The sequence below is a fragment of the Actinoplanes sp. NPDC089786 genome (assembly GCF_040684855.1).
Classification (GTDB): Bacteria; Actinomycetota; Actinomycetes; order Mycobacteriales; family Micromonosporaceae; genus Actinoplanes.
Genome location: NZ_JBFBGU010000004.1, coordinates 125,694 through 147,098 on the forward strand (window position 1 = coordinate 125,694; position 21,405 = coordinate 147,098).

A 21,405-nucleotide genomic window follows, 5' to 3' on the forward strand; every position below is an offset into this window, starting at 1 on the left:
CAGGCGGTTCCCCACCATCCACGCGCCGGTCGAGCTCAGGCGGGCCAGAGGTTGCGGCTTTCGTAGACCGTCTTCAATGCCGTCAGGTCGTCGGTCATGATGCCGTCGACGCCCAGGTCGAGGAGGCGGTCGATCTCGGCCGGGTCGTCGATGGTCCAGACGTGGACCTGGAGGCCCAGCTGGTGAGCGTACGAAAGGAAGACCGTGTCGACGACCCGGACGGGGCCGGAACGCACCGGGACCTGGGCGGCCACGACCGCGTCGGTCCAGCCTCGGGGGCGGGATGATTTGCGGAAGCGGGACAGGGACGCGAGGCGCAGGCGGGTCACCGCGCGCTGGCCCATCGAGGTGGCGATCGACGGGCCGGCCAGGGCTCGGGCCGTGGCCAGGCGGGCGTCGCTGAACGAGGCCAGCAGGACCCGGGCCGAGGCGTTGCACTTCTTGATCACCTCGACCGCCGGCGCCACCACGTCGGCGGCCTTGAGGTCGACGTTGAAGCGGACCTCGGGCCAGGCGCCCAGGATGTCGTCGAGGCGGGGCACGGCGCTGGCGCCGCCGACCCGGAGCTGGGACAGGTCGGCCCAGGTCATTGACGACACCGCGCCGGGCGAACCGGTCAGCCGGGCGAGGGTGGCGTCGTGGAAGACCACCGGAACGCCATCGGCGGTGGCGTGGACGTCGGTCTCCACGAAGCGGTAGCCCAGGCCGACCGCGCGGGCGAAGGCCTCCGCCGTGTTCTCGTCGCCGGCCGCCGCCCCACCCCGGTGGGCGAACGCCAAGGGGGTGGGGGCGTCCAGATATGCGCTCACGAGATCAGTCTGGCAGAGCGGGCGGGCTCACCAGCTGACGGCGATGTACTTGGACTCCAGGTAGTCGAGCATGCCCTCGTGGCCGCCCTCGCGGCCGATGCCGCTCTGCTTCACGCCGCCGAACGGCGCCGCGGGGTCGCTGACCAGGCCACGGTTGAGGCCGACCATGCCGGCCTCGATGGCCTCGCTGACCCGCAGGCCGCGGGACAGGTCGCCGGTGTAGACGTACGCCACCAGGCCGAACTCGGTGTCGTTGGCCAGCCGGACGGCCTCCTCCTCGGTCTCGAAGGTGACGATCGGCGCGACCGGGCCGAAGATCTCCTCGCGCAGGATCGGAGCATCCGGCGCCACCCCGGTCAGCACGGTCGGCGGGTAGTAGAACCCGGGCCCCTCGGGCCGCGACCCACCGGTGACGGCGGTGGCGCCCGCCTCCAGGGCCGACGAGACCAGTTTGTCGACCTTGTCGACGGTGTCCTCGTTGACCAGCGGGCCCACCTGCGTGGCGGGATCGGTCCCGGGCCCGACGCGCAGCGCCCGCATGCGCGACGCGAGGCCGGAAGCGAAGTCATCGGCGATCGACGCCTCGACGTAGAAGCGGTTAGCCGCCGTGCACGCCTCACCACCGTTGCGCATCTTGGCGATCATCGCGCCGTCCAGGGCGGCCGACAGGTCGGCGTCGGCGAAGACCACGAACGGCGCGTTGCCGCCGAGCTCCATCGACGTGTTGACCACGTTCTCGGCGGCCTGGGCGAGCAGGATGCGCCCGACCTCGGTGCTGCCGGTGAACGACACCTTGCGTACCCGAGGGTCCTTGAGCATGGCCGACACCACCTTGCCCGAGCTCCGCGACGGCAGCACGTTGACCACGCCCTCGGGCACCCCGGCCTCGGCCAGGATGGCGGCCATGGCCAGCGCGGTCAGCGGGGTGTCGCTGGCCGGCTTGAGGATGACCGTGCAGCCGGCGGCCAGCGCCGGGCCGATCTTGCGGGTGGCCATCGCGGCCGGGAAGTTCCACGGCGTCACGAGCACGCACACGCCGACCGGCTGCTGGACGACCAGGATGCGGTTGGCGCCGGACGGCGCGGTGGCGACCTGGCCCTCGGCCCGGACGGCCTCCTCGGCGTACCAGCGGAAGAACTCGGCCGCGTACGTCACCTCGCCCTTGGCGTCGACCAGCGCCTTGCCGTTCTCCAGGCTGACCAGCTTGGCCAGCTCGTCGGCGCGCGAGGTCATCAGCTCGAACGCGCTCCGGAGGATCTCGGAACGCTGCCGCGGCGCGGTCGCCGACCAGCCGGGCAGCGCGGCCGCGGCGGCGTCGACCGCGGCCGCGGCGTCCGAGACGGTGCCGTCGGCCACGGAGGCGATGACGTCACCGGTGGCGGGGTCCTGGACGTCGAAGCGCTCGGACGAGGACACCCACTTGCCGCCGATGAAAAGATCAGTTTCCACGAGCAATACCCCCTAGTACGGGTTGGCCACCACGCCGGCCTGCAGTTCCAACCCTAGGCCGTGATCGAGCTGGTACGCGACGCGTTGCTGCTGCCTACCCCGAGGGTGCCGTGATGACACCTGCGACAGCGGTGGTACGAGGGCATGAGTTGCCTGGTTGCGATCGGTTGCGATCGGTTGCGGCAGATTGGTCCCCATGATGGTCTGGTCCGGGATGAGCGCGCTGCGACTGCTCCAGACGACCACGTTCGTCAGCACGCTCGACCGGTTCGCGATGCCGCCGATGCTGGTGGCGATGTCCGGGGCGCTGGGCGTGCCGCTGTCGACGATGGTGCACGTGGCCGGGTTCTACTTCCTGGCGTACGGCGTGATGCAGCCGGTCTGGGGTGTCGTCTCCGACCGGCTGGGCCGGGTCCGCACGCTGCGGCTGTCGCTCGTCCTGGCCGCCACCGCGTCGGCCGCCTCCGCCTGCGTCGCGAACACCGCCCAGCTCGGGGTGGCCCGGGCGATCGCCGGGGCCTGCTTCGCGGCGGCCATCCCGGCCGGCCTGATCTACGTCGGCGACACCGTCCCGGCCGAACGCCGGCAGCCGTCGATCGCCGCGCTGATGACCGGCGTGGCGGCGGGCACCGCACTGGCCTCGGCGACCGCCGGGGCGCTGGCGTCGGCGGTGAGCTGGCGCCTGATGTTCGCGCTGTCCGCGGCCTGCGCCCTGGTCCTGGTCGTGCTCCTGCGACGGCTGCCGCCGCTTCCGCTCCCGCCCGATCCCGAGCCGCTGCTGGCACCGGCCGGCCGGGTCGCCCGCTCCCCCTTCACGCTGCTGGTGCTGGCCATCGCCCTGGTCGAGGGCGGCATCCTGCTCGGCGCGCTCACCCTGCTGCCCGCCGCCACCGAGCAGGCCGGCGCCGGGCCGACGCTGGCCGGGCTGGTCACCGCGGTGTACGGGGTGGCCGTGTTCGCCTTCGCCCGGCTGGTCGGGCGGCTGTCCCGCACCCGGCCGGTGTGGCAGCTCATCGCCGGGGGCGCGGCCGCGTGCGCGCTGGCCTGCGGGGTTGCCGCCGTCTCGCGGGCACCGGTGGCCGCCGCGGGCGCGGCCGTGCTGCTCGGCATGGGCTGGGCGTCGATGCACTCGTCGCTGCAGACCTGGGCGACCGAGGTGCTGCCCTCGGCGCGGGCCACCGTGGTGTCACTGTTCGCCGGGTGCCTGTTCGCGGGCAGCTCGGTCGCGGCGGTGCTGCTCGCCGGTCCGGCCGACGCCGGCCGCTTCGACATCGTCTACGCCGCGCTGGCCGTCGCCTGCCTGCCCCTGGGCGTCCTGGCCTCGGTGGCCCGCGCGCGCTGGCGCCTTCCCACACCCGTCCTTCGACCTCCGGCGGCCCCGTAGAGAGGCCTCCGTAGAGAGGCCTCCGGCCGCCCGGTTGAGAGGCCTCAGCCGCGCCAGCCGGTGGTGGCCAGGTCGAGGACGCCCTGCTTGCCGCCGTGGGCGTCGAGCCAGCGGTAGGTCTGGCAGGCGGCCTTCGCGTACATCTGGTCGTCGGCCGTCGCGGCGGCCAGCCAGTCCTGAAGAGTGACCGGCAGGGCGCCGGTGGGCTCGACCTTGCAACGGTCGCCGGCGCCGGGCGGGCGGATGTTGCGCCCGTCCTTGGAGACGATGACGGCCAGGCCCTCGTCGAACCACTGTGGAACCCCGTCGGCACGGTCGCCCAGGCGGTGGTCGAACTCGACGTGGGCCATCTCGTGCGAGGCGATCACCACGTCGAGGCCGCGCGGGGAGAGCATCACCGCCCGGTTCAGCACCGCGACGCCACGTTCGCCGCCACCGCCGATGCGGCGGTAGCAGTCGTCGGTGAAGCAGGCGAGCAGCATCGGGTCGCTCTCCCGGCCGCCGTAGAACTCGGCGACCCGCTGGTCGGCGTCCGACCGTACCCGGATCATGATCTGGTGCTGGGTCTCGTCGAGCCCGCCCTCGACGTAGAGCCCGTCGCTCGCCTCGACCAGCGAGAAGCAGCGCGGGCAGGCGGTCGCGGCCACCGACGGATACCCGAAGGCGAGCACCGCGACCGCGGCGACGATCAGCACGACCGGCCCCGCGGCCACCCACATCCACCGGCGCCGACGCATGCCCGAAACCCTAGCTCTAGTGGGGAAATGCTCGTGGGACGCGCGGCGAGATCTCCTCGCGGAACTTCTCGATGCGCAGGGCGACCTGGTTCATGCCGACGGTCTCCTCGATGCGGTCCAGGTAGAGGTTGCGCGCGGCCAGGGCGGCCAGGTCGACGGTGAAGTAGATGGCCATCAGGGGATTCACGAACAAGACGCTTCCCTGGGTACGCCTGGTGAACCGCACGTCCCCGAAGGCGCCCCGGGTGGCCGCCTCGATCTGACCCTGCACGATGCTCGGGCGGATCGGGGTCGCCGCCTGCGCGTCCGCCACCGCCGACCGGTAGAGCTCGGCCTCGCGGCTCGCGCCCGGGATCGACAGCGCGCCCAGGTAGGCGCCGTCCCGGTCGAGCGCGGCCAGGTTCTCCAGGACCTGGGTGTGCACCACGCCGTGGAAGGCGTCGATGCCGAAGCCGAGGCAGGTGACCAGCCGCACCGGCACGTCCACGCCGGCCACCGCGGCCAGGCTGGTCATGTCCTCGACCGGGGTGCCCAGGCCGTCCTCGTCGCCGCGCATCAGGATGTCGGTGCCGCCGTCGACCAGAACGATGGCGTCGATGTCCAGCTCGTCCACCAGGTGGCGGTAGGCCGCCCGCAACGGTTGCACGCCGGTGCGCGGGAACGCGTACACCGGTCTCGGCAGGTCGTTGGCGGCCAGCCAGCGGGCCAGCGTCCGCTCCGGGAAGTAGTCGTCCGGCCCCGACGTGCCGGTGCGGGCGGCGACGATGTCCGGGGCGTGCCAGTGGTCCAGGTCGACCAGTTCGAGCGGGGTGAAGGACAGGTTCGCCAGGTGTACGCCCACACCGCGGTCGTGCAGGGCGATGGCCAGCGGCAGGGCGGCGTACACGTCGAACCCACCACCGGCGCCGGCCAGCAGAACGTTTCGCGACGAGGACAGAGCGGCGAAGAGCGGCGGATCCGCCAGGGAATTCACCGGTCCAGGTTAGGTGCGTGGATCAAGGAATCGGGGTACGGCGTCCGTATGGCAGAGACGATTGCTGATACGCGGGACCGGACGTTCTTCGGCCAGCCTCGTGCGCTCGCTCATCTGTTCGGGGTCGAGCTGTGGGAACGGTTCTCGTTCTACGGCATGCAGGGGATCCTGCTGATCTATCTGTACTACACGGCGGCGCAGGGCGGGCTCGGGATCGACCAGGCCACCGCGACCAGCATCGTCGGGGCCTACGGCGGCAGCGTCTACCTGGCCACCGTGGTCGGGGCGTGGATCGCCGACCGGCTGTTCGGGCCGGAACGGGTGCTGTTCGGCTCGGCCGTCCTGGTCATGATCGGACACATCTGCCTGGCCGTGATCCCCGGCCTGGCCGGCGTCGCGGCCGGCCTGATCGGCATCGCGCTCGGCTCCGGCGGCGTCAAGGCGACCGCCACGGCGCTGGTCGGCTCGCTCTACGCCCCCGGCGACGACCGGCGCGACGCCGGGTTCTCGCTGTTCTACCTCGGGATCAACCTGGGCGCGCTGGTCGGCCCGCTGCTGACCGGGCTGCTCCAGAAGGAGGCGGGCTTCCACTGGGGCTTCGGGCTGGCCGCCGTGGGCATGGCGCTCGGGCTCGCGCAGTACGCGTACGGGCGAAAAGGCCTGACCAACGAGGTGGCCAACCCGCTCCCCGCCGCGCGCCGCCCGATGGTGATCGCGGTCGCCGTGGCGGTGATCGTCGTGGTGGCCGTGCTGGCGTTCGCCGGCCTGATCCCGGCCGCGAGGCTGTCCACGATCGTCGTGGTGCTGAGCATCCTGGCCGCGATCGCCTACTTCGCGGTGATCCTGAGCAGCCACCGCATCAACGACACCGAGCGCCGCCGGGTGCTCGCGTTCATCCCGATGTTCCTGGTCAGCGCCGTCTTCTGGAGCCTCTACCAGCAGCAGTTCACGGTCGTCACGGTCTATTCGGACCAGCGGCTGGACCGCAACCTGTTCGGCTGGGAGATGCCGGTGAGCTGGGTGCAGTCGATCAACCCGGTGTTCATCATCATCCTGTCCGGGGTGTTCACCGTGCTCTGGACCAGGCTCGGGAGCCGCCAGCCCTCCACGCCGATCAAATTCGGTCTCGGCACCACCATCATGGGCGTGGCGTTCCTGCTCTTCCTGCCCCTGGCCGGTGGCGGTCCGAACTCGGCGCCGCTGCTCGGCCTGGCCGGCATCCTGTTCGTCTTCACGGTGGCCGAACTGCTGCTGTCCCCGGTCGGCCTGTCGCTGGCCACCAAGCTGGCGCCGGAGGCCTTCCGCACCCAGATGGTCGCCCTGTTCTTCCTGTCGGTCGCGCTCGGCACGGCGATGTCGGGCACGCTCGCCAACTACTACAGCGAGGACCACGAGGTCCCCTACTTCGGCATCATCGGCGCGGTCGCCATCGTCGCCGGCCTGATCATGATCGCCCTGACCAAACCGTTGCGACGGTTGATGGGCGGCGTCAACTAGGTAACCGTGGTGTTCACGGCCGCCGAGACGTTCCCGGCGGTGCCAACCGCTCGCCGTGGACCGCGCGCTGAGCGGCTCCATCGAGGGCAAACCGCCCGAAGCCATGACGCCACGCGGCCCGTCGGCGAGCCCCGCGACGACACCGGGGGTGGCGAGACGGAAGCGCATCAGCGAACCGTCGGCAAGTGGGGAGCCGGCTTGGGAAAAAGAAGGGTGAGTGGGCACGGACGCCGCAGGCGAAGCGCAGCGAGCCGGCCTCGGCGGGAGCTGCGGTCCGCACCCCCCACCGAGCTACGACACCAATCTTTTTGAAGTTCTGGCCGGTGAGCGCGCGGCCTAGGGGCGGAACGGGGTTGAGCGGAGATACAAATGTGGCCGGCTGTCGCCCGGGTCGGGGCCGAGGTCGGTTGCCTCCGAGGCGAACAGGACGCGGCTGGCGTCGGCTGACGGAACGGCCCGGTAGCTGGGACCGTTGGAGCCGGCGCCGGACACGTCGGTCGACACCAGCGTGGTGCTGCCGGCGCCCAGGTTGCGGAGGAAGGCGTCGCTGACGAAGCCGTTGGTGTCGCGCCGGACCAGGTCGGACGCGTTCGAACCGAAACCGGCGAAGCGGCCGTCGGCGGACAGCGCGCCCCCGGAGGTGCCGGAGTCCCCGGCGCCGGTGCGCGCCGCGTTGGCGGTCACCAGGGTGGTGGTCCTCGCGGCCACGTCGTACAGGTAGAGGTCGTCCATCCCGTTGCTGTCCGAGGGGTCCAGCCTTGCGTTCGAGACGTACAGGACCTTGCTCCCGGCGCGGTCGATGCTGGGTGCGGACGCGTCCACGAACGGGGCGGTGTCGCTGGTCTGCGGGCTGACGCGGATCGCTCCGCCGGTGGCCCGCGACGTCAGGTAGACCGCGCTGGCACTGCCGCCGTCGCCGACGTAGTCACCCGTGGCGGCGAAGGCCACCCAGGCGCCGTCGCCGGAGATCTCGGCGCTGAAGGCAGCCGCCTCGCTGTCCGGGAACGGGACCGAAACCTGCCGGGTGACGCCGGCGGTCAGGTCGCGGACGTACACCTGCGGGCGGACGCCGTTCGGGATGTCGGCCTGGATGAAGGTCACGTAGCGGCCGTCGTCCGAGATGGACGGGCTCTGCTGAAGGCCGGTGCCGGCGCCGGCTCGGACGGTGACGCCGGTGCGGCGGTCGTGGACGAAGACGTCCCGCTGGCCGTTGGTGTCGCCGGCCACCAGGTTGGACGCGTCCGAGGTGAACGCGACGTACCGGCCGTTGCCGGAGATGGCGACGTCCCGCACCGGGCCGTTGGCCGGTTGGCCGTTGCGCCCGCCGCTGACCAGCGTTGTCGTTCCGGCGTTGAGGTCGCGGACGAAGGCGTCGTGGGTGGCGTTCGTGTCACCCGCGACGAGATTGCCGGAGTCCGACACGAAGGCCACCACGCGGCCGTTGTCGGCGATGTCCCAGTCGGTGTTGGCGCCGTTGCCGGGTGTGCCGTCGGCGGCCACGTCGACCAGGACGGTGGTGGCGCCGGCGGCAGCACGAGCCGCCGCCGGCGCGAGTAGCACCGAGATCGTCGCCCCGGTGGCCACCATGGACCGAATCCCCCATGAAATCGTCATGCGGGGAGGCTAGTGATGCCGGGGCGGCGCCGCAGTCAGATCAAGGGCAGGCTATTCGAGTACGACCTCAGCGAGGCGCTCGACCTCGTCCGGGTCGTCGATGGTCGGGTTGAGGATGAGCTCCTCGGCGCCGATCGCCTCGAACGACTTGACCACCTCACGGACCTGCTCGGGCGTGCGGGCCAGGTTGTCGACGACCACCTTGGCGAAGTCGCCGTGGACGCTGTAGTAGTCGCCCACGTTCCGGGCGCCCTTGTCGGGGTCGCCGAGCCCGAAGTAGGCGATCGCCACCAGGCGCGGCTCGCCCTCGCGGCCCGCCGCCTTCCACGCGGCCCGGGCGCCGGCGAACCCGTCGGCCACCATCGAGGCCGGGGCGCTCGGTCCGACGTACCCCTGGCCCCACTTCGCCATGCGGGCGAGAGCGGCCGGGGCAATGCCGCCGAACATCAGCGGCACCGGACGGGTGCCGGTGGGAACGGCCGCGTTGTCGCCGCCGCCGACCGGCTCGCCCTTCCACACCCGGTGGTAGGTGTCGAGGTCGGCGTCGAAGCGCTTGCCGCGCGCCTTCATCGGGTAGCCCTCGGCGACGAAGTCGTCATCCCGCCCGCCGATGCCGACGCCGAGCGTGAGCCGCCCGCCGGAGACCGCGTCGATGCCGGCCACCTCCTTGGCCAGCAGCACCGGCGGCCAGACCGGCCCGAGCAGCACGTTGCTGAAGAGCCCGATGCGGCTGGTCGCGCCGGCCGCGGCGGCGAGCGCCACGGTCTCGTTCAGACCCGGGTAGGCGAGCCGCCCCACCGTTCCCAGCGTGCTGAAGCCGGCGTCCTCGGCCCGCTTGGCGAACCCCGGGATGACGGCCGGGTTCATGTCCCGTACCTGGTTCGGAAGTCCAATACCGATCTTCACGCTCGCATCGCCCTTCGCCGGTTCCTTGGACGGCCACGGTAGCGATACTTTCCACGTCAACCTTCTCCACGACACACGTGTGGAGACTCACAGAGATCGATTGAACTCAGCGGGCGTCGGCGGCCAGCGGGTTGAAGCCGAACGGGAGCTCCAGGCGATGTGCGGCCAGCAGGTCGGTGTCGGCGAGGATGTCGCGGGTGGGCGCGTCGGCCTCGATGCGGCCGTTGTCCAGGATCAGCGCCCGGGAGCACAGTTCCAGGGCGTACGGCAGGTCGTGGGTGACCATCAGCACCGTCACCGGCAGGGAGCGGACGATGTCGGCCAGCTCGCGGCGGCTGGCCGGGTCGAGGTTGGACGACGGCTCGTCCAGGACCAGCAGCGACGGGCGCATCGCCAGGACGGTGGCCACGGCCACCCGGCGGCGCTGGCCGAAGGACAGGTGTTGCGGCACCTGGTCGCGGTGGGCGCTCATGCCGACCGCGGCCAGGGCCTCGTCGACCCGGGCGTCCAGCTCGGCGCCACGCAGGCCCAGGTTGGCCGGGCCGAACGCCACGTCCTCGGCCACCGACGGCATGAACAGCTGGTCGTCGGGGTCCTGGAAGACCAGGCCGACCCGGCGGCGGATCTCGGCGATGCCGGCCCGGTCGCCCGGTTCGACGGTCGCGCCGGCCACCTCAACCGTGCCGGCGCCGCCGTGCAGAATGCCGTTGAGGTGGAGCACCAGGGTGGTCTTGCCGGCGCCGTTCGGGCCGAGCAACGCGACCCGCTCGCCCTCGGCGATGGTCAGGTCAATCCCGCGAAGAGCGGCGGTCCCATCCGGGTACGCGTAGTGCAGTCCCGTGACGCGCAAGGCGGCCGTCATGTGAGCACCGCCAGCCCGGCCGCCGCCAGCGGGAGGGTGGCCGCCGCCGCCCAGTGGGTCGCGGACGTCCGCCGGTGGGCGAGCAGAGGCAGCCGGCCGGTGTAGCCGCGCGACCGCATCGCCAGGTAGACCCGCTCGCCGCGCTCGAACGACCGCAGGAACAGCGCGCCGACGCCGACCGCGAACGCCTTCACCTGCCACAGGAAGCGCTGGTCGTACCCGCGGGACAGCCGCGCGATCCGCATCCGCCGCGCGTCCTCGGCCAGGATGTCGAGGTAGCGCAACATGAACGTGGCGATCTGGGTGAAGACCTCCGGCACCCGCAGGCGGTCCAGGCCGATGATCAGGTCGCGCATCGAGGTGGTCGCGGCGAGCAGGAGCGAGGCGAGTACGCCCAGAGTGCCCTTGGCGACGATGTTCCAGGCGCCGTGGAGCCCGTCCACCGACAGCGACAGGCCCAGCCAGGTGATCCGCTCGCCGTGACCGGCGAACGGCAGCCAGAACGCCAGCAGCACGAACGGCAGCTCGATGGTGGCCCGTTTGGCCAGCCAGCCGGGCCGGACCCGGGCGATCGCGGCCACGATCACGATCAGCGCGGCGTACCCGGCGAACGCGCGGAAGTGCTCGCGCGGCGTGACCACCACGACGATCGTGAAGAGCAGGGTGGCGGCGATCTTCACCTCGGGCGGCAGCCGGTGCAGCGGGCTGTCGTGCTCGAGATGGAGGGGGTGGGCGTGACCGGCGCCCATCTCAGGACCGCACCGGTTTGCGGCGCCGGGCCAGCCAGAAGAGGCCGCCGCCGACGCCGAAGGTGATCAGCACGCCGAGCACACCGGCCACGGCGGTGCCGAGCGGGCCGTCCAGGCCCTTGATGCCGTAGCCGGCGAACGGGCTGCCGCCCAGCTGGTGCTCCTGCTCCCGCTGGGCCATGCAGGTGCCGCCGGTGATCTCGCCGTCGGCGTTGAACGTGCAGCCTTGCCGCGCGGTGGCGTCGAGGCCGTCGGGGCTGCCCGAGGCGAAGTTGCTGACCACGCCGGCCAGCAGGAGCGCCACCAGCAGGCCGCCGGCCAGGAACCACCCGAGTCTTTTCGTCACGCCGGAACCTCCGCCGCCTTCGTCACCCGAGTGGTTCGCCGCAAGGCGTACACCAGATCGGGTCGGACCTTGGCGACGGTCGCGACCGTGGTGGCGGCGATCAGGCCCTCGCCGATGCCGATCAGCAGGTGCACGCCGGCCATGGCGCTCGCGACGGTGCCGAGGTCGAGCCGGGTGGTGCCGCCCAGGGCGTACTCGAGGACGAAGCCCTGCGAGGCGACCACGACGCTGACCACCGAGGCCACGAAGGTCGCCACCTCGACGCGCGGCAGCAGCTTGAGGACGGCGACGGCGACCAGGTAGCCGACCGCGGTGCCGAGGAGGGCCATGTTGAAGATGTTCAGGCCCAGCGCGGTGAGGCCGCCGTCGGCGAACAGCAGGCACTGCACGATCAGCACGGTGGCCACGCACAGCGCGCCCACCCAGGGGCCGACCAGCACGGCGGCCAGGGCGCCGCCGAGCAGGTGACCGGAGACGCCGGGCAGCACCTGGAAGTTGAGCATCTGCACGGCGAAGATGAAGGCCGCGACCAGGCCGGCCATCGGCGCCAGCCGGTCGTCGAGGTCGAGGCGGCCGCGCATCACACAGAAGCCGAGCGCGACCAGGGAGACGATCGCGAAGGCGGCGGAGACCCGCGCGTCCACGATGCCGTTCGCGATGTGCATCGCCACGGTCTGGTCCATGCCCGCAGCATATTTGGCACGACTGGCTGTTGCACAGACCTGGCAACAAGCGAATTCAGGGCAGGCCGACCACTTTGCCGGGATTGAACAGGTTCAGCGGATCGAGGGTCTGCTTCACGGCCGACTGCATGGCCAGCACCGCGGGCGACAGCTCCTGCCGCATGCCGCCGCGCTTGAGCAGGCCCACGCCATGTTCGCCGGTAACCGTCCCACCTGCGGCGATGGCCCCGGCGAGGATCTCCTCGAAGGCCTCCTGCGCGGCCGCCCGGGCGGCGTCGTCCCCGACCGGCGTGATGATCAAGGGGTGCAGATTGCCGTCACCGGCGTGGGCGACGGTGGCGATCGTCACGTTGTGCCGGGCGCCGATCTCCTGGATCGCGGCCAGCATCGCGGGCACCGCCGACCGTGGCACACAGACATCCTCGGTCAGCACCGGGCCAAGACGTTCCAGGGCCGGGTACGCCAGCCGGCGCGCCGCGAACAGCTGCTCCGCCTCGACCTCGTCCGTCGACGTCTCGGCCCACAGCGCGCCCGCCCCGGTGAACGCCTCGGCCATCGCCGCCGCCTCGGCCTCGCCGGCCACGCCCGGGGTGTCGATCTGGGCCAGCAGCAGCGCCTCGGCGTCGGCCGTCAGACCCAGGTGCTTCCAGTCCTCGATGGCCCGCAGGGTGGCCCGGTCGAGCAGCTCCAGGGCGGCCGGCAGCAGGCCCCGGCGGGTGCTCCCGGCCACCGCCTCACCGGCCGCGACCAGGCTGCCGAAGGCGCCCACGACCGTACGCGGCGGCTCCTTGCGGGCCGGCCGCAGGCGCAGGGTGGCCTCGGTGATCACCCCGAACGTCCCCTCGGAACCGACGAACAGGCTGGTCAGGTCGTACCCGCTGACGCCCTTGGTGGTGCGGCGGCCGAGCCGGGCCACCGTGCCGTACTCCCCCGCCGGCCCGCCCACGACGGCCGTCAGCCCGAGAACGTAGTCCCTGGTCACGCCGTACTTGAGGCAGCACGGCCCGCCGGCGTTGGTGGCCACGTTGCCGCCGATCGTCGACCACGGCGAGCTGGCCGGGTCGGGCGGGTACCAGAGGCCGTGCTTGGCCACCTCGGCCTTCAGCACGTCGTTGACCACGCCGGCCTGCGCCACGCAGACCATGTTGTCGGCGTCGATCTCCAGGATCGCGGTCATCTTGGAGAGGTCGAGGATCACACCGTCGTCGACCGCGTTGGCGCCGCCGGACACCCCGGTCCCGGCGCCGCGCGGCACCACGGCCAGCCCGCGGCGCGCGCACTCGGCGACGACCCGGGCGACCTCGTCGGTCGACCGGGGCCGCACCGCGGCGACCGCCCGGCCCACCGGCGCCCAGTCGGCCTCGTCGTGCGACAGGCTCGCCAGCACGTCCGGGTCGGTGACCTCGTCGATGCCCTCGAACAACGTCATCGCAAGAACCCGGCCGGCAGCACCACCGGCGCCCCGTCGCCGTCATCGGTGGTGAACATGGCCATACACCCAACCTAGACGAACCGGCTGAGGTCGCCCGCTCCCTCACGCAGGACTTCGGGCTCGCCGCCGGAGAAGTCGATCACGGTCGTCGGCACGGTGCCGCACTCCCCCGAGTCGACGACCGCGTCGACCTGGTGGTCGAGCGCCTCCTTGATCTCCCAGCCCTGGGTCATCGGCTCCTCGTCACCGGGCAGCAGCAGGGTGCTCGACACCAGCGGCTCGCCCAGCTCGGCCAGGATCGCCTGGGCCACGACGTGCTCCGGGATGCGTACCCCCACGGTCTTCTTCTTGGGGTGCAGCAGCCGCCGCGGAACCTCACGCGTGGCGGGCAGGATGAACGTGTACGGCCCCGGCGTGGCCGCCTTGATCGACCGGAACAGCGCGTTGTTGATCGTCACCAACTGCCCGAGCTGCGCGAAGTCGCGGCACATCAGCGTGAAGTGATGTCGCTCGTCCAGATGCCGGATGGTCCGGATCCGGTCGAGACCGTCCTTGTCACCCAGCTGAACCCCCAGGGCAAAACACGAATCCGTCGGGTACGCCACGACGCCGCCGCCCCGGATCACGCCCGCCACCTGCCCGATGACCCTGGCCTGCGGGTTCTCGGGATGCACGTCGAAATACCTCGCCACGCGAGGAGCCTAGCCCTCGTCGTCCCGCTTCCGGTCACGCCGCTCGCGCGCCTTCCGAACGATCTCAATCCCGCCGTTCACGACCACGACGACCACCCCGAGGGCGTTCAACACTTCCACGACTTCCTGCCACATACCTATCAGTGGAGGCGGAAACCCCGGCCACCTGCGAGGCAGTGAAACACCGGGACACAGAGCTGCCAACTCGGACCGACATTCACGAGGTTTCACTCAAGGCAGCTGAACGCATACTAAGAGTTGTGTCTGGCCGCTCCCGAACCGCCACCGACTCGCAGTCGATCCTACGGCTCCGGCTGAGGGAATACCGCGCTCACCACGGCAATCCAGCCTTGCGGGTGATGGAGGATCTGTCCGACCGGGTCGGTCATCGCTACTCCTACGCGTCCATCGGGCGAATGCTCGACGGGAAGAGACCGATGGACTGGCTCTTCCTCCAGACCGCCGTGCGGGTCTGTCACCGTCACGCCGGACTCCCCGGCGAGCCCGATCTGGCGCCGTGGCTGCTGGCCTTCGAACAGACCCTGCGCCATGACCACTGGATCGGGTCACCGCCGCCGCTGGCCCACGCTCACCAGATCCGTCCCGAGACGGCCGGGTTGAGCCGTTCCCTCACGCCCGGCCACGTGCTCGTCCTCACCGGACTCGACGGCGTGGGCAAGACGCAGCTCGCCGCCGAGCTGGCCTACCGCTCCCCGACCGACCACCTCACCGACGTCGTCGTGTGGGTCGAGGCAGCCTCACCGACCGCCATCCTGTCCACGCTGACCGATCTGGCCGACGAGCTCGGTGTGCCCGGCCAGGAGGACGAGGTGGCCCGGGCGAAGCGGGCCCTGACCCGGCTCGGCAACCGGGACGGCGGCCGGTCGCTGGTCGTCTTCAACGATCTGCGTGACCCCGCCGACCTGCACGAACTCTGGCCGCCGCCGGGCAACACCAGCACCGTGGTGACCACCCGATGCCGGCAGGACACGATGGCCGGGCACGGGCGGACGATCTGGGCCGTCGGCGTGTTCGAGCCCCGACAGTCGCTCGGCTACCTGACCGAGAAACTCGACGGCGACGGTCTCGACGCCGCCGCCGAGCTCGCCGAGGAGCTGGGCCACCTGCCGCTCGCACTGTCGCTCGCGGGCGCGTACATCAGGAACTACAACCTCGACTGCGCCGGCTATCTACGGCGGTTCCGGGAGCGACGACTCGCCGAGCTGGTCCCGGACCCCAAGGACCCCCTGGCGACGACCCTGGCCACGGCCTGGGATCTGTCGATCGCGGCGGCCGACGAGCGCCCGCCCGTGGGCGCGGCCCGGCTCCTGCTCCGCCTCGCGGCCCTGCTCGACCCGCACGGCAGCCCGGCCGCTCTGTTCGTCACCAAGACGGTCCAGCAGATGCTCACCGCTGAGCTGGGGGTGGCGATGACCGCCGACGACGCGTCCGACGGCCTGGCCAACCTCACTCTGCTGAGCCTGTGTGACCTGCGCGACGGTCGCCGCACGCTCGACGTGCACCCGGTGCTTCAGCGGTCGGTCCGCGAGGAGGCGGTCGAGCAGATCGCCCGGATCGCCCGGTACGCCGCGGACGCGTTGCTCGAGATCTGGCCGGACGTCGAGCGCGACGCCGACCTCGTCGAGCAGCTACGGAACAACACCGAGGCGCTCCGCCGCAACGCCGAGGCGGCGCTGTGGGACGACGGTCTGCACCAGGTCGTGTTCCGGGCCGGCAACAGCCTGTGGCCACAGGGGCTGTCCGCCACGTCCCTGGCCTGGTGGCGGGCGCTGCTGCCGCCGGCGACGGAACGGCTCGGCGCCGAGCACGCCGACACGTTGTCGATCAGGCACAACATCGCCTGGGCCCGGCACCGCACCGACGACCATGTGGGCGCGCTGGCCGAAATGCGGGACGTGCTGACCATCCGCCTCCGGCTGCTGGGACCCGAGCACTCGAACACGCTCGCATCGAGGCACGGTGTCGCCATTTTTCAGGAGGCGACCGGGGACCGTCGTGGCGCCGCGGATTCGCTACGCGCCCTCGTGTCCGGGTACGAAGCCGTGCTCGAACCGGACGCGCGCGACACCCTCAACGCCCGGATGGCCCTCGCCTGCACGCTCGGCGCCGTCGAGTCGCCGCGGGCGGCGGTGGCCGGCCTCCGGGAGGTTCTCGACGGCTATCGCCGGAACCCGAACCTGGGCGCGGAGCATCCCGAGACGCTCGAGGTCGAGCTCAACCTCGCCGGGTGGCTGGCCGGCGCGGACCTGCTCGACGAGGCGCAGACCGTCATCGACCGGTTGGCCGCCACGTCCGGCCGGGTGCTGGGACCGGACCACGTCGCCACGCTGAAGGCGCGCTACTACGCCATCGACGTGCTCGGGCAGCGAGGGCACCGGGACGAGGCCGAGATCGCGATGAACGAGCTGCTGGCCGACCTGCGGCCGGAGGGCGGCGACGGGCGGCCCGAGGTCGACGAGATCCGAGCCGCGATCGCGAACTGGTTCGACCCGACGACCTAGCGGCTCGGCCGGCGGTCGAGTTCCGTGAGGACGGTCACGTCCGAGGCCGGCTCGTCCTCCTGATCGGCGGCGTCAGCTGACGTCCTTGGGAACAGAGGAAGAGCCGGCGGCGAGCATGCGGCCGCGGGAACGCCACGCCAGCACGGATCCGACCGAGACGGCCGAGAGGATCGAGCCGACGCTCAGCCAGGAGCCGATGGATCCGATCGACCCGGCGGAGCCGATGGAACCGATCGACAGGACGGATCCGCTGGAGCCGATCGAGAGGATCGAGCCCTTCGACCACAGGCTGAGGATCGAGCCCTCGGAGCGGTAGGACAGCAACGACTTCCGGGTGCGCATCCGCCCATCATGGCGCACTAGGGTTTCGGGATGCCTTGGTTCCGGGGGGATCTGCACACGCACTCGACGCTGTCCGACGGTGGGGAGCTGACGCCGGCCGAGGTGGTGGCCGCGGCCAGGGCGGTCGGGCTCGACTTCCTCGCCGCCACCGAGCACAACTCGGACGCGAACTGGCCCGAGTGGGCCGCCGAGGACTTCCTGATCTTCCGGGGGCGGGAGAACATCACGCCGGACGGGCACTGGCTCGACATCGAGGGGCGGCTCCGTGTGGTGGCCCACCCGGTCGCCCCCTATCCGGGCGGGACGTTCACCATGTCGCGGGACGGCTTCGACCTGGTCGAGGTCTGGAACGGCGCGTGGCGCTCCGACGTGCCGTGGCAGGCCGACAACGAGGCCGGTCTCGCCGCCTGGGACCCGATGACGATCAAGGCGGTCGGCAACAGCGACATCCACCTGGCCGGCCAGATCGGCGTCGCGCACAACGTGGTGCGGGCCGACGAGCTGACCGCCGACGCGATCCTCGACGCGGTCCGGGCGGGCCGCGGCTGGATCACCGATTCCGCCGCCACCGAGCTGACCTTCGAGGCCCGCCGCGACGGTCACGTGGCCCAGATCGGCGACACGCTCCCACCCGGCGACGGCAACCCTGAGCTGACCATCGATGTCCGAAATGTCCCCGGCAACACCATCAGGATCATCCAGACCCCGAACTACGTCCGGCTCGAGGTCCGCCACCCGGACGGCCGGATGGCCGCCCTGACCAACGCCATCTACGTGGGCTAATGAGACTCGCGGCTGACCTTGTCGCCGCTACTACCCTGCAGGAACGTGCAGTCGGCCCCGGTATCGGCCCCGGTCACCGTGTCGACGTAGAGCTTCTCCCAGCCCCGCGTCGGCCGGGCCAGCGCCGACACCATCGCGGCCGCGGGCTCGCGGGCGTTCAGCTCGTCGTCGGGCAGTTCCACGTCGATGCGCCGGGCCGGCACGTCGAGCACGATCCAGTCGCCGGTGCGCAGCTTGGCCAGCGGCCCGCCGGACGCGCCCTCGGGCGCCACGTGCAGCACGACCGTCCCGTACGCGGTGCCGCTCATCCGCCCGTCGCAGATCCGGACCATGTCCCGGACGCCCTTCTGCAGCAGCTTCGACGGCAGCGGCATGTTGGAGACCTCGGGCATGCCGGGGTAGCCGCGCGGTCCGCAGCCGCGCAGCACCAGCACGGTGTTCTCGTCGACGTCCAGGGCCGGGTCGTCGACCCGGGCGTGGAAGTCTTCGATCGAGTCGAACACCAGCGCCTGACCGCGGTGTTGGAGCAGGTGGGGTGAGGCGGCGGCCGGTTTGATGATCGCGCCGTCGGGGGCCAGGTTCCCGCGCAGCCGGGCGATGCCGCCGCTCGGCAGCAGCGGCGCGTCCCGCGTACGGATCACCTCTTTGTCCCAGATCTGCGCCCCGGCCAGCGAGTCGACGAAGGGTTCGCCGGTCACCGTGATCGCCGACGGGTCGAGCAGGTCGGCGACCTCTTTCAGGACGGCCGCCAGCCCGCCCGCGCGGAACAGGTCTTCCATCAGGAAGCGACCGGACGGCTGCAGGTCGACCAGGAACGGCACCTCGGCGGCGATCCGATCAAAATCGTCGAGCGTCAGGGGTACGCCGAGCCGGCCGGCGATCGCGAGCAGGTGCACCACCGCGTTGGTCGAGCCGCCGATCGCCGCCAGCGCCACGATCGCGTTGTGGAACGACGCGCGGGTGATCACCTCGCTGGGGCGGCGGCCGGCCTCGATCATCTCGACGATGAGCCGGCCGGTGTCGTGCGAGCGGGCCAGCAGCCGGCTGTCGGGGGCCGGGGTGCCGGCGGTGCCCGGGATGGTCGTACCCAGGGCCTCGGCCAGCAGGCCCATCGTCGACGCCGTACCCATCGTGTTGCAGTGCCCTCGGCTGCGGATCATCGACGACTCGGACTCGAGGAAGGCCGCCTCGGTCAGCGTGCCGGCGCGCACCTCCTCGGACAGGCGCCAGACGTCGGTGCCGCAGCCCAGCGGCACGCCCTGGAAGGTGCCGGTGAGCATCGGCCCGCCCGGCACGACCACCGCGGGCAGGTCGACCGACGCGGCCGCCATCAGCAGCGACGGGATCGTCTTGTCGCAGCCGCCGAGCAGCACCACGCCGTCGATCGGGTTGGCCCGCAGCATCTCCTCGATCGCCATCGCGGCCATGTTGCGCCACAGCATCGCGGTCGGCCGGACGTTGGTCTCGCCCAGCGAGACGACGGGCAGATTCAGGGGTACGCCGCCGGCCGCCCAGACGCCCTGCTTGACGCTGTCGGCCACCTCGTTCAGGTGAGCGTTGCACGGGGTCAGGTCGGACGCGGTGTTCGCGATCGCGATCTGCGGCTTGCCCATGAACGAGGAGCCCGGGGTGCCGCGACGCATCCAGGCTCGATGGATGTACGAGTTCCGGTCATCCCCGCCGTACCACTGGTTGCTGCGAAGTTCCGCCACGCCCGACCGCCTTCCGATCACTCTTCTTGGACCCTACCGCCCGATTGTTGGCAAGCTAGGCCTCATGGTGGATCGATGGACCGCACAGAGGGCGTCGGACCGGACGTTCCGGCTGGCCGAGGGGCCGATCTGGGACGCGCCACGCGGCCTGGTGCACTGGGTCGAGATCGAGGCCGGGGCGCTGCACAGCGGCCGGCTGACCGACCGGGGCGTGGAGCCGGCCGGGACGCGTGAGCTCGACCGGATGGTCAGCGCGGTGGCTCTCGGGCGTACCGGAGAGCTGCTCGTAGCCGGCCTGGAGACCCTGATGGTGGTGACCGCCGAGGGTGACGTCGCCCCCGGCCCCCGGATCCTGGCGGCGGGCAGCGGCCGCCGGCTCAACGACGGCAAGTGCGACCCCGACGGCGCCTTCCTGGTCGGGACCATGCAGCTGAACGAGCAGCCGGGCGACGACGAGGTGCTGGTGCGGGTCGGCGCCGACCGGTCGGTGACGACGATCGACGCCGGGATCGGGCTGAGCAACGGCCTGGCCTGGAGCCCCGACGCGAGCCTGTGGTACTACGTCGACACCGTGCCGGGCGAGATCTACGTGCGGGCCGGCCACGGGGAGCGGCACATCTTCCTGCGGGACGACTGGGACCCGGACGGCATCTGCACCGACGCCGACGGCAACCTGTGGGTGGCCGTCTACGGGACGGGCGAGGTGCGGCGGTTCAGCCCCGAGGGCGAGCTGACCGGGGTGGTCGAGGTGGCCAGCGCCGAGGTGACCTGCCCGTTGTTCGTCGGTCCCGGCCTCGACCGGCTGCTGATCACCGCCCGCGACGCCCTCTACCTGGCCGACGTGGGCGCGACCGGGCTCCCTGCCTTCGACTGGGCGGGGTTCAACTAGGTGCGCGCCTTCGTCATCACGGGGCCCAAGCAAGCTTCGGTCATCGACGTCGACCCGCCGGTCGCGCGGCCCGGTGTGGTCGTGGTGGACGTCGACCGGGCCGGGGTGTGCGGCACCGACCTGGAGTTCTTCAGCGGCGAGATGGCCTACCTGCACTCCGGCGAGGCGGCCTACCCGATGCGGATCGGCCACGAGTGGAGTGGCGTGGTCACCGCGGCCGGAACGGCGGCCGACGAGGCCTGGCTGGGCCGGCGGGTCACCGGCGACACGATGCTGGGCTGCGGGCACTGCGCCCGATGCACGTCCGGGCGGCAGCACCTGTGCGCCGACCGGCACGAGATCGGCGTCCGGCACGGCTGGCCCGGCGCCCTGGCCGCGCAGCTCCCGGTGCCGGTGACGGCCCTGCACGAGCTGCCGGACGAGGTCGACGCCACGGTCGGGGCGATGGTCGAGCCCGGCGCCAACGCGCTGCGGGCGGTGCTGGCCGCCGCGCTGAGCCCCGGCTCCCGGGTCCTGATCATGGGTCCGGGCACGATCGGCCTGCTGGCGGCGTCGTTCGCGGCGGCGGCCGGGGCCGAGGTGCACGTGCTGGGCCTGTCGCTCGACTTCACCCGCTCACTCGGCCTCACCAACGCGTGGACCGCCGACGACCTGCCCGACCTGCCGTTCGACGCGGTCATCGACTGCTCGACCGCCGCGTCCCTGCCCGCGAGGGCGGTCGACCTGGTCGAGCCGGGCGGCCGCGTGGTCTTCATCGGCATCGCGGAGCAGCCGTCCCTGCTCGACACCCGCCGCCTCGCGCTCAAGGACGTCACCGCGGTGGGCGTCCTGAGCGGTTCGGGCGCGCTGGCTCAAACCATCTCCGCGTACGCCGCACAGGCCGTTGATCCTCGACCGCTGGTCGCCGCCACCGTGGGCCTGGACGAGGCGGTCGCGGTCCTTTCCGGCGCCCGCGACCCGTCCTGGGGCGCGGCCCCGAAGATCCACATCGACCCGCGCGGCTGAGCACGTCGAGATCGCGCGG

General features: G+C 71.8%; 19 protein-coding genes and 1 pseudogene. 6 read left to right on the forward strand and 14 right to left on the reverse strand.

Annotated elements, in window-relative coordinates; translation table 11 throughout:
• Window positions 1–35 precede the first annotated feature (35 nt).
• Window positions 36–809 carry a glycerophosphodiester phosphodiesterase family protein gene (locus tag AB0O15_RS16995; RefSeq protein ID WP_364319259.1) on the reverse strand — a complete coding sequence of 258 codons (774 nt, stop codon included), beginning with the start codon at window positions 807–809 and terminating at the stop codon, window positions 36–38.
• Window positions 810–836: 27 nt separating this feature from the next.
• The gene (locus tag AB0O15_RS17000; protein ID WP_364319261.1) at window positions 837–2,258 is read right to left on the reverse strand and encodes an NAD-dependent succinate-semialdehyde dehydrogenase; all 1,422 of its coding nucleotides are present in this window, start codon (window positions 2,256–2,258) and stop codon (window positions 837–839) included.
• A gap of 196 nt (window positions 2,259–2,454) precedes the next feature.
• Between AB0O15_RS17000 and AB0O15_RS17005 the strand changes: the two genes are divergently transcribed.
• Window positions 2,455–3,642, forward strand: a complete 1,188-nt coding sequence (locus AB0O15_RS17005; RefSeq protein WP_364319263.1) for an MFS transporter — start codon at window positions 2,455–2,457, stop codon at window positions 3,640–3,642.
• A gap of 44 nt (window positions 3,643–3,686) precedes the next feature.
• Here the strand turns inward: AB0O15_RS17005 and AB0O15_RS17010 are convergent, their stop codons facing one another.
• Together AB0O15_RS17010 and AB0O15_RS17015 are read right to left on the reverse strand one after the other, a co-directional pair.
• Window positions 3,687–4,379 carry a hypothetical protein gene (locus tag AB0O15_RS17010; protein WP_364319265.1) on the reverse strand — a complete coding sequence of 231 codons (693 nt, stop codon included), beginning with the start codon at window positions 4,377–4,379 and terminating at the stop codon, window positions 3,687–3,689.
• Between the two features lie 16 nt (window positions 4,380–4,395).
• Window positions 4,396–5,352 (reverse strand): DUF1152 domain-containing protein, encoded by a 957-nt coding sequence (locus tag AB0O15_RS17015; RefSeq protein ID WP_364319266.1) that lies wholly within the window; start codon window positions 5,350–5,352, stop codon window positions 4,396–4,398.
• A 48-nt stretch (window positions 5,353–5,400) separates the two neighbouring features.
• On the opposite strand from AB0O15_RS17015, the gene AB0O15_RS17020 reads away from it, so the two are divergent.
• Window positions 5,401–6,849, forward strand: coding sequence for a peptide MFS transporter (locus AB0O15_RS17020; RefSeq protein ID WP_364319268.1), 1,449 nt, complete (start codon window positions 5,401–5,403; stop codon window positions 6,847–6,849).
• Window positions 6,850–7,185: 336 nt separating this feature from the next.
• Here the strand turns inward: AB0O15_RS17020 and AB0O15_RS17025 are convergent, their stop codons facing one another.
• The 8 genes from AB0O15_RS17025 to AB0O15_RS17060 form a co-directional block, all read right to left on the reverse strand.
• On the reverse strand, window positions 7,186–8,463 hold the full coding sequence (locus AB0O15_RS17025; RefSeq protein WP_364319270.1) for a hypothetical protein: 1,278 nt from the start codon (window positions 8,461–8,463) through the stop codon (window positions 7,186–7,188).
• A 51-nt stretch (window positions 8,464–8,514) separates the two neighbouring features.
• A complete protein-coding gene (locus tag AB0O15_RS17030) occupies window positions 8,515–9,369 on the reverse strand; it encodes an LLM class flavin-dependent oxidoreductase (protein WP_364319272.1) in 855 nt (284 codons plus the stop codon).
• A 106-nt stretch (window positions 9,370–9,475) separates the two neighbouring features.
• On the reverse strand, window positions 9,476–10,231 hold the full coding sequence (locus tag AB0O15_RS17035) for an ABC transporter ATP-binding protein (protein WP_364319274.1): 756 nt from the start codon (window positions 10,229–10,231) through the stop codon (window positions 9,476–9,478).
• Window positions 10,228–10,980, reverse strand: coding sequence for a cobalt ECF transporter T component CbiQ (gene cbiQ / locus AB0O15_RS17040; protein WP_364319276.1), 753 nt, complete (start codon window positions 10,978–10,980; stop codon window positions 10,228–10,230). The genes AB0O15_RS17035 and cbiQ overlap by 4 nt, the downstream gene beginning before the upstream one ends.
• Window position 10,981: 1 nt before the next feature.
• Window positions 10,982–11,326, reverse strand: a complete 345-nt coding sequence (locus tag AB0O15_RS17045) for a PDGLE domain-containing protein (RefSeq protein ID WP_364319278.1) — start codon at window positions 11,324–11,326, stop codon at window positions 10,982–10,984.
• Window positions 11,323–12,009 (reverse strand): energy-coupling factor ABC transporter permease, encoded by a 687-nt coding sequence (locus AB0O15_RS17050; RefSeq protein ID WP_364319280.1) that lies wholly within the window; start codon window positions 12,007–12,009, stop codon window positions 11,323–11,325. The genes AB0O15_RS17045 and AB0O15_RS17050 overlap by 4 nt, the downstream gene beginning before the upstream one ends.
• 55 nt (window positions 12,010–12,064) lie before the next feature.
• Window positions 12,065–13,438 carry an FAD-linked oxidase C-terminal domain-containing protein gene (locus tag AB0O15_RS17055; RefSeq protein WP_364319282.1) on the reverse strand — a complete coding sequence of 458 codons (1,374 nt, stop codon included), beginning with the start codon at window positions 13,436–13,438 and terminating at the stop codon, window positions 12,065–12,067.
• A gap of 74 nt (window positions 13,439–13,512) precedes the next feature.
• On the reverse strand, window positions 13,513–14,133 hold the full coding sequence (locus tag AB0O15_RS17060; RefSeq protein ID WP_364319284.1) for an L-threonylcarbamoyladenylate synthase: 621 nt from the start codon (window positions 14,131–14,133) through the stop codon (window positions 13,513–13,515).
• 359 nt (window positions 14,134–14,492) lie between these two features.
• Here AB0O15_RS17060 and AB0O15_RS17065 point away from each other — a divergent pair, with 359 nt between their 5' ends.
• Entirely contained in the window at window positions 14,493–16,655 is a 2,163-nt protein-coding gene (locus tag AB0O15_RS17065; protein ID WP_364319286.1) for a tetratricopeptide repeat protein, read from the forward strand.
• 99 nt (window positions 16,656–16,754) lie between these two features.
• On the opposite strand, the pseudogene AB0O15_RS17070 reads toward AB0O15_RS17065, so the two are convergent.
• Window positions 16,755–16,997 (reverse strand): annotated as a pseudogene (locus AB0O15_RS17070) (hypothetical protein); the annotation flags it as partial.
• A gap of 30 nt (window positions 16,998–17,027) precedes the next feature.
• Here AB0O15_RS17070 and AB0O15_RS17075 point away from each other — a divergent pair.
• Window positions 17,028–17,780, forward strand: a complete 753-nt coding sequence (locus AB0O15_RS17075) for a PHP-associated domain-containing protein (protein ID WP_364319287.1) — start codon at window positions 17,028–17,030, stop codon at window positions 17,778–17,780.
• On the opposite strand, the gene AB0O15_RS17080 is transcribed toward AB0O15_RS17075, so the two are convergent.
• Entirely contained in the window at window positions 17,777–19,492 is a 1,716-nt protein-coding gene (locus tag AB0O15_RS17080) for an IlvD/Edd family dehydratase (RefSeq protein ID WP_364319289.1), read from the reverse strand. The genes AB0O15_RS17075 and AB0O15_RS17080 overlap by 4 nt on opposite strands.
• Window positions 19,493–19,556: 64 nt before the next feature.
• Between AB0O15_RS17080 and AB0O15_RS17085 the strand changes: the two genes are divergently transcribed.
• Together AB0O15_RS17085 and AB0O15_RS17090 are read left to right on the forward strand one after the other, a co-directional pair.
• Window positions 19,557–20,381, forward strand: coding sequence for an SMP-30/gluconolactonase/LRE family protein (locus AB0O15_RS17085; RefSeq protein WP_364319291.1), 825 nt, complete (start codon window positions 19,557–19,559; stop codon window positions 20,379–20,381).
• Complete coding sequence (locus AB0O15_RS17090; RefSeq protein ID WP_364319293.1) at window positions 20,382–21,386, forward strand: alcohol dehydrogenase catalytic domain-containing protein; 1,005 nt, start codon at window positions 20,382–20,384, stop codon at window positions 21,384–21,386.
• Window positions 21,387–21,405: the final 19 nt, after the last annotated feature.

What these genes read in the sequence shown, in the direction of transcription:
- AB0O15_RS17005 (WP_364319263.1), top strand. Translation starts at nt 2,455, where the DNA reads ATGATGGTCTGGTCCGGGATGAGCGCGCTGCGACTGCTCCAGACGACC.
- AB0O15_RS17010 (WP_364319265.1), bottom strand. Translation starts at nt 4,379, where the DNA reads ATGCGTCGGCGCCGGTGGATGTGGGTGGCCGCGGGGCCGGTCGTGCTG.
- AB0O15_RS17020 (WP_364319268.1), top strand. Translation starts at nt 5,401, where the DNA reads ATGGCAGAGACGATTGCTGATACGCGGGACCGGACGTTCTTCGGCCAG.
- AB0O15_RS17025 (WP_364319270.1), bottom strand. Translation starts at nt 8,463, where the DNA reads ATGACGATTTCATGGGGGATTCGGTCCATGGTGGCCACCGGGGCGACG.
- AB0O15_RS17035 (WP_364319274.1), bottom strand. Translation starts at nt 10,231, where the DNA reads ATGACGGCCGCCTTGCGCGTCACGGGACTGCACTACGCGTACCCGGAT.
- cbiQ (WP_364319276.1), bottom strand. Translation starts at nt 10,980, where the DNA reads ATGGGCGCCGGTCACGCCCACCCCCTCCATCTCGAGCACGACAGCCCG.
- AB0O15_RS17050 (WP_364319280.1), bottom strand. Translation starts at nt 12,009, where the DNA reads ATGGACCAGACCGTGGCGATGCACATCGCGAACGGCATCGTGGACGCG.
- AB0O15_RS17055 (WP_364319282.1), bottom strand. Translation starts at nt 13,438, where the DNA reads ATGACGTTGTTCGAGGGCATCGACGAGGTCACCGACCCGGACGTGCTG.
- AB0O15_RS17065 (WP_364319286.1), top strand. Translation starts at nt 14,493, where the DNA reads ATGGAGGATCTGTCCGACCGGGTCGGTCATCGCTACTCCTACGCGTCC.
- AB0O15_RS17075 (WP_364319287.1), top strand. Translation starts at nt 17,028, where the DNA reads ATGCCTTGGTTCCGGGGGGATCTGCACACGCACTCGACGCTGTCCGAC.
- AB0O15_RS17085 (WP_364319291.1), top strand. Translation starts at nt 19,557, where the DNA reads ATGGTGGATCGATGGACCGCACAGAGGGCGTCGGACCGGACGTTCCGG.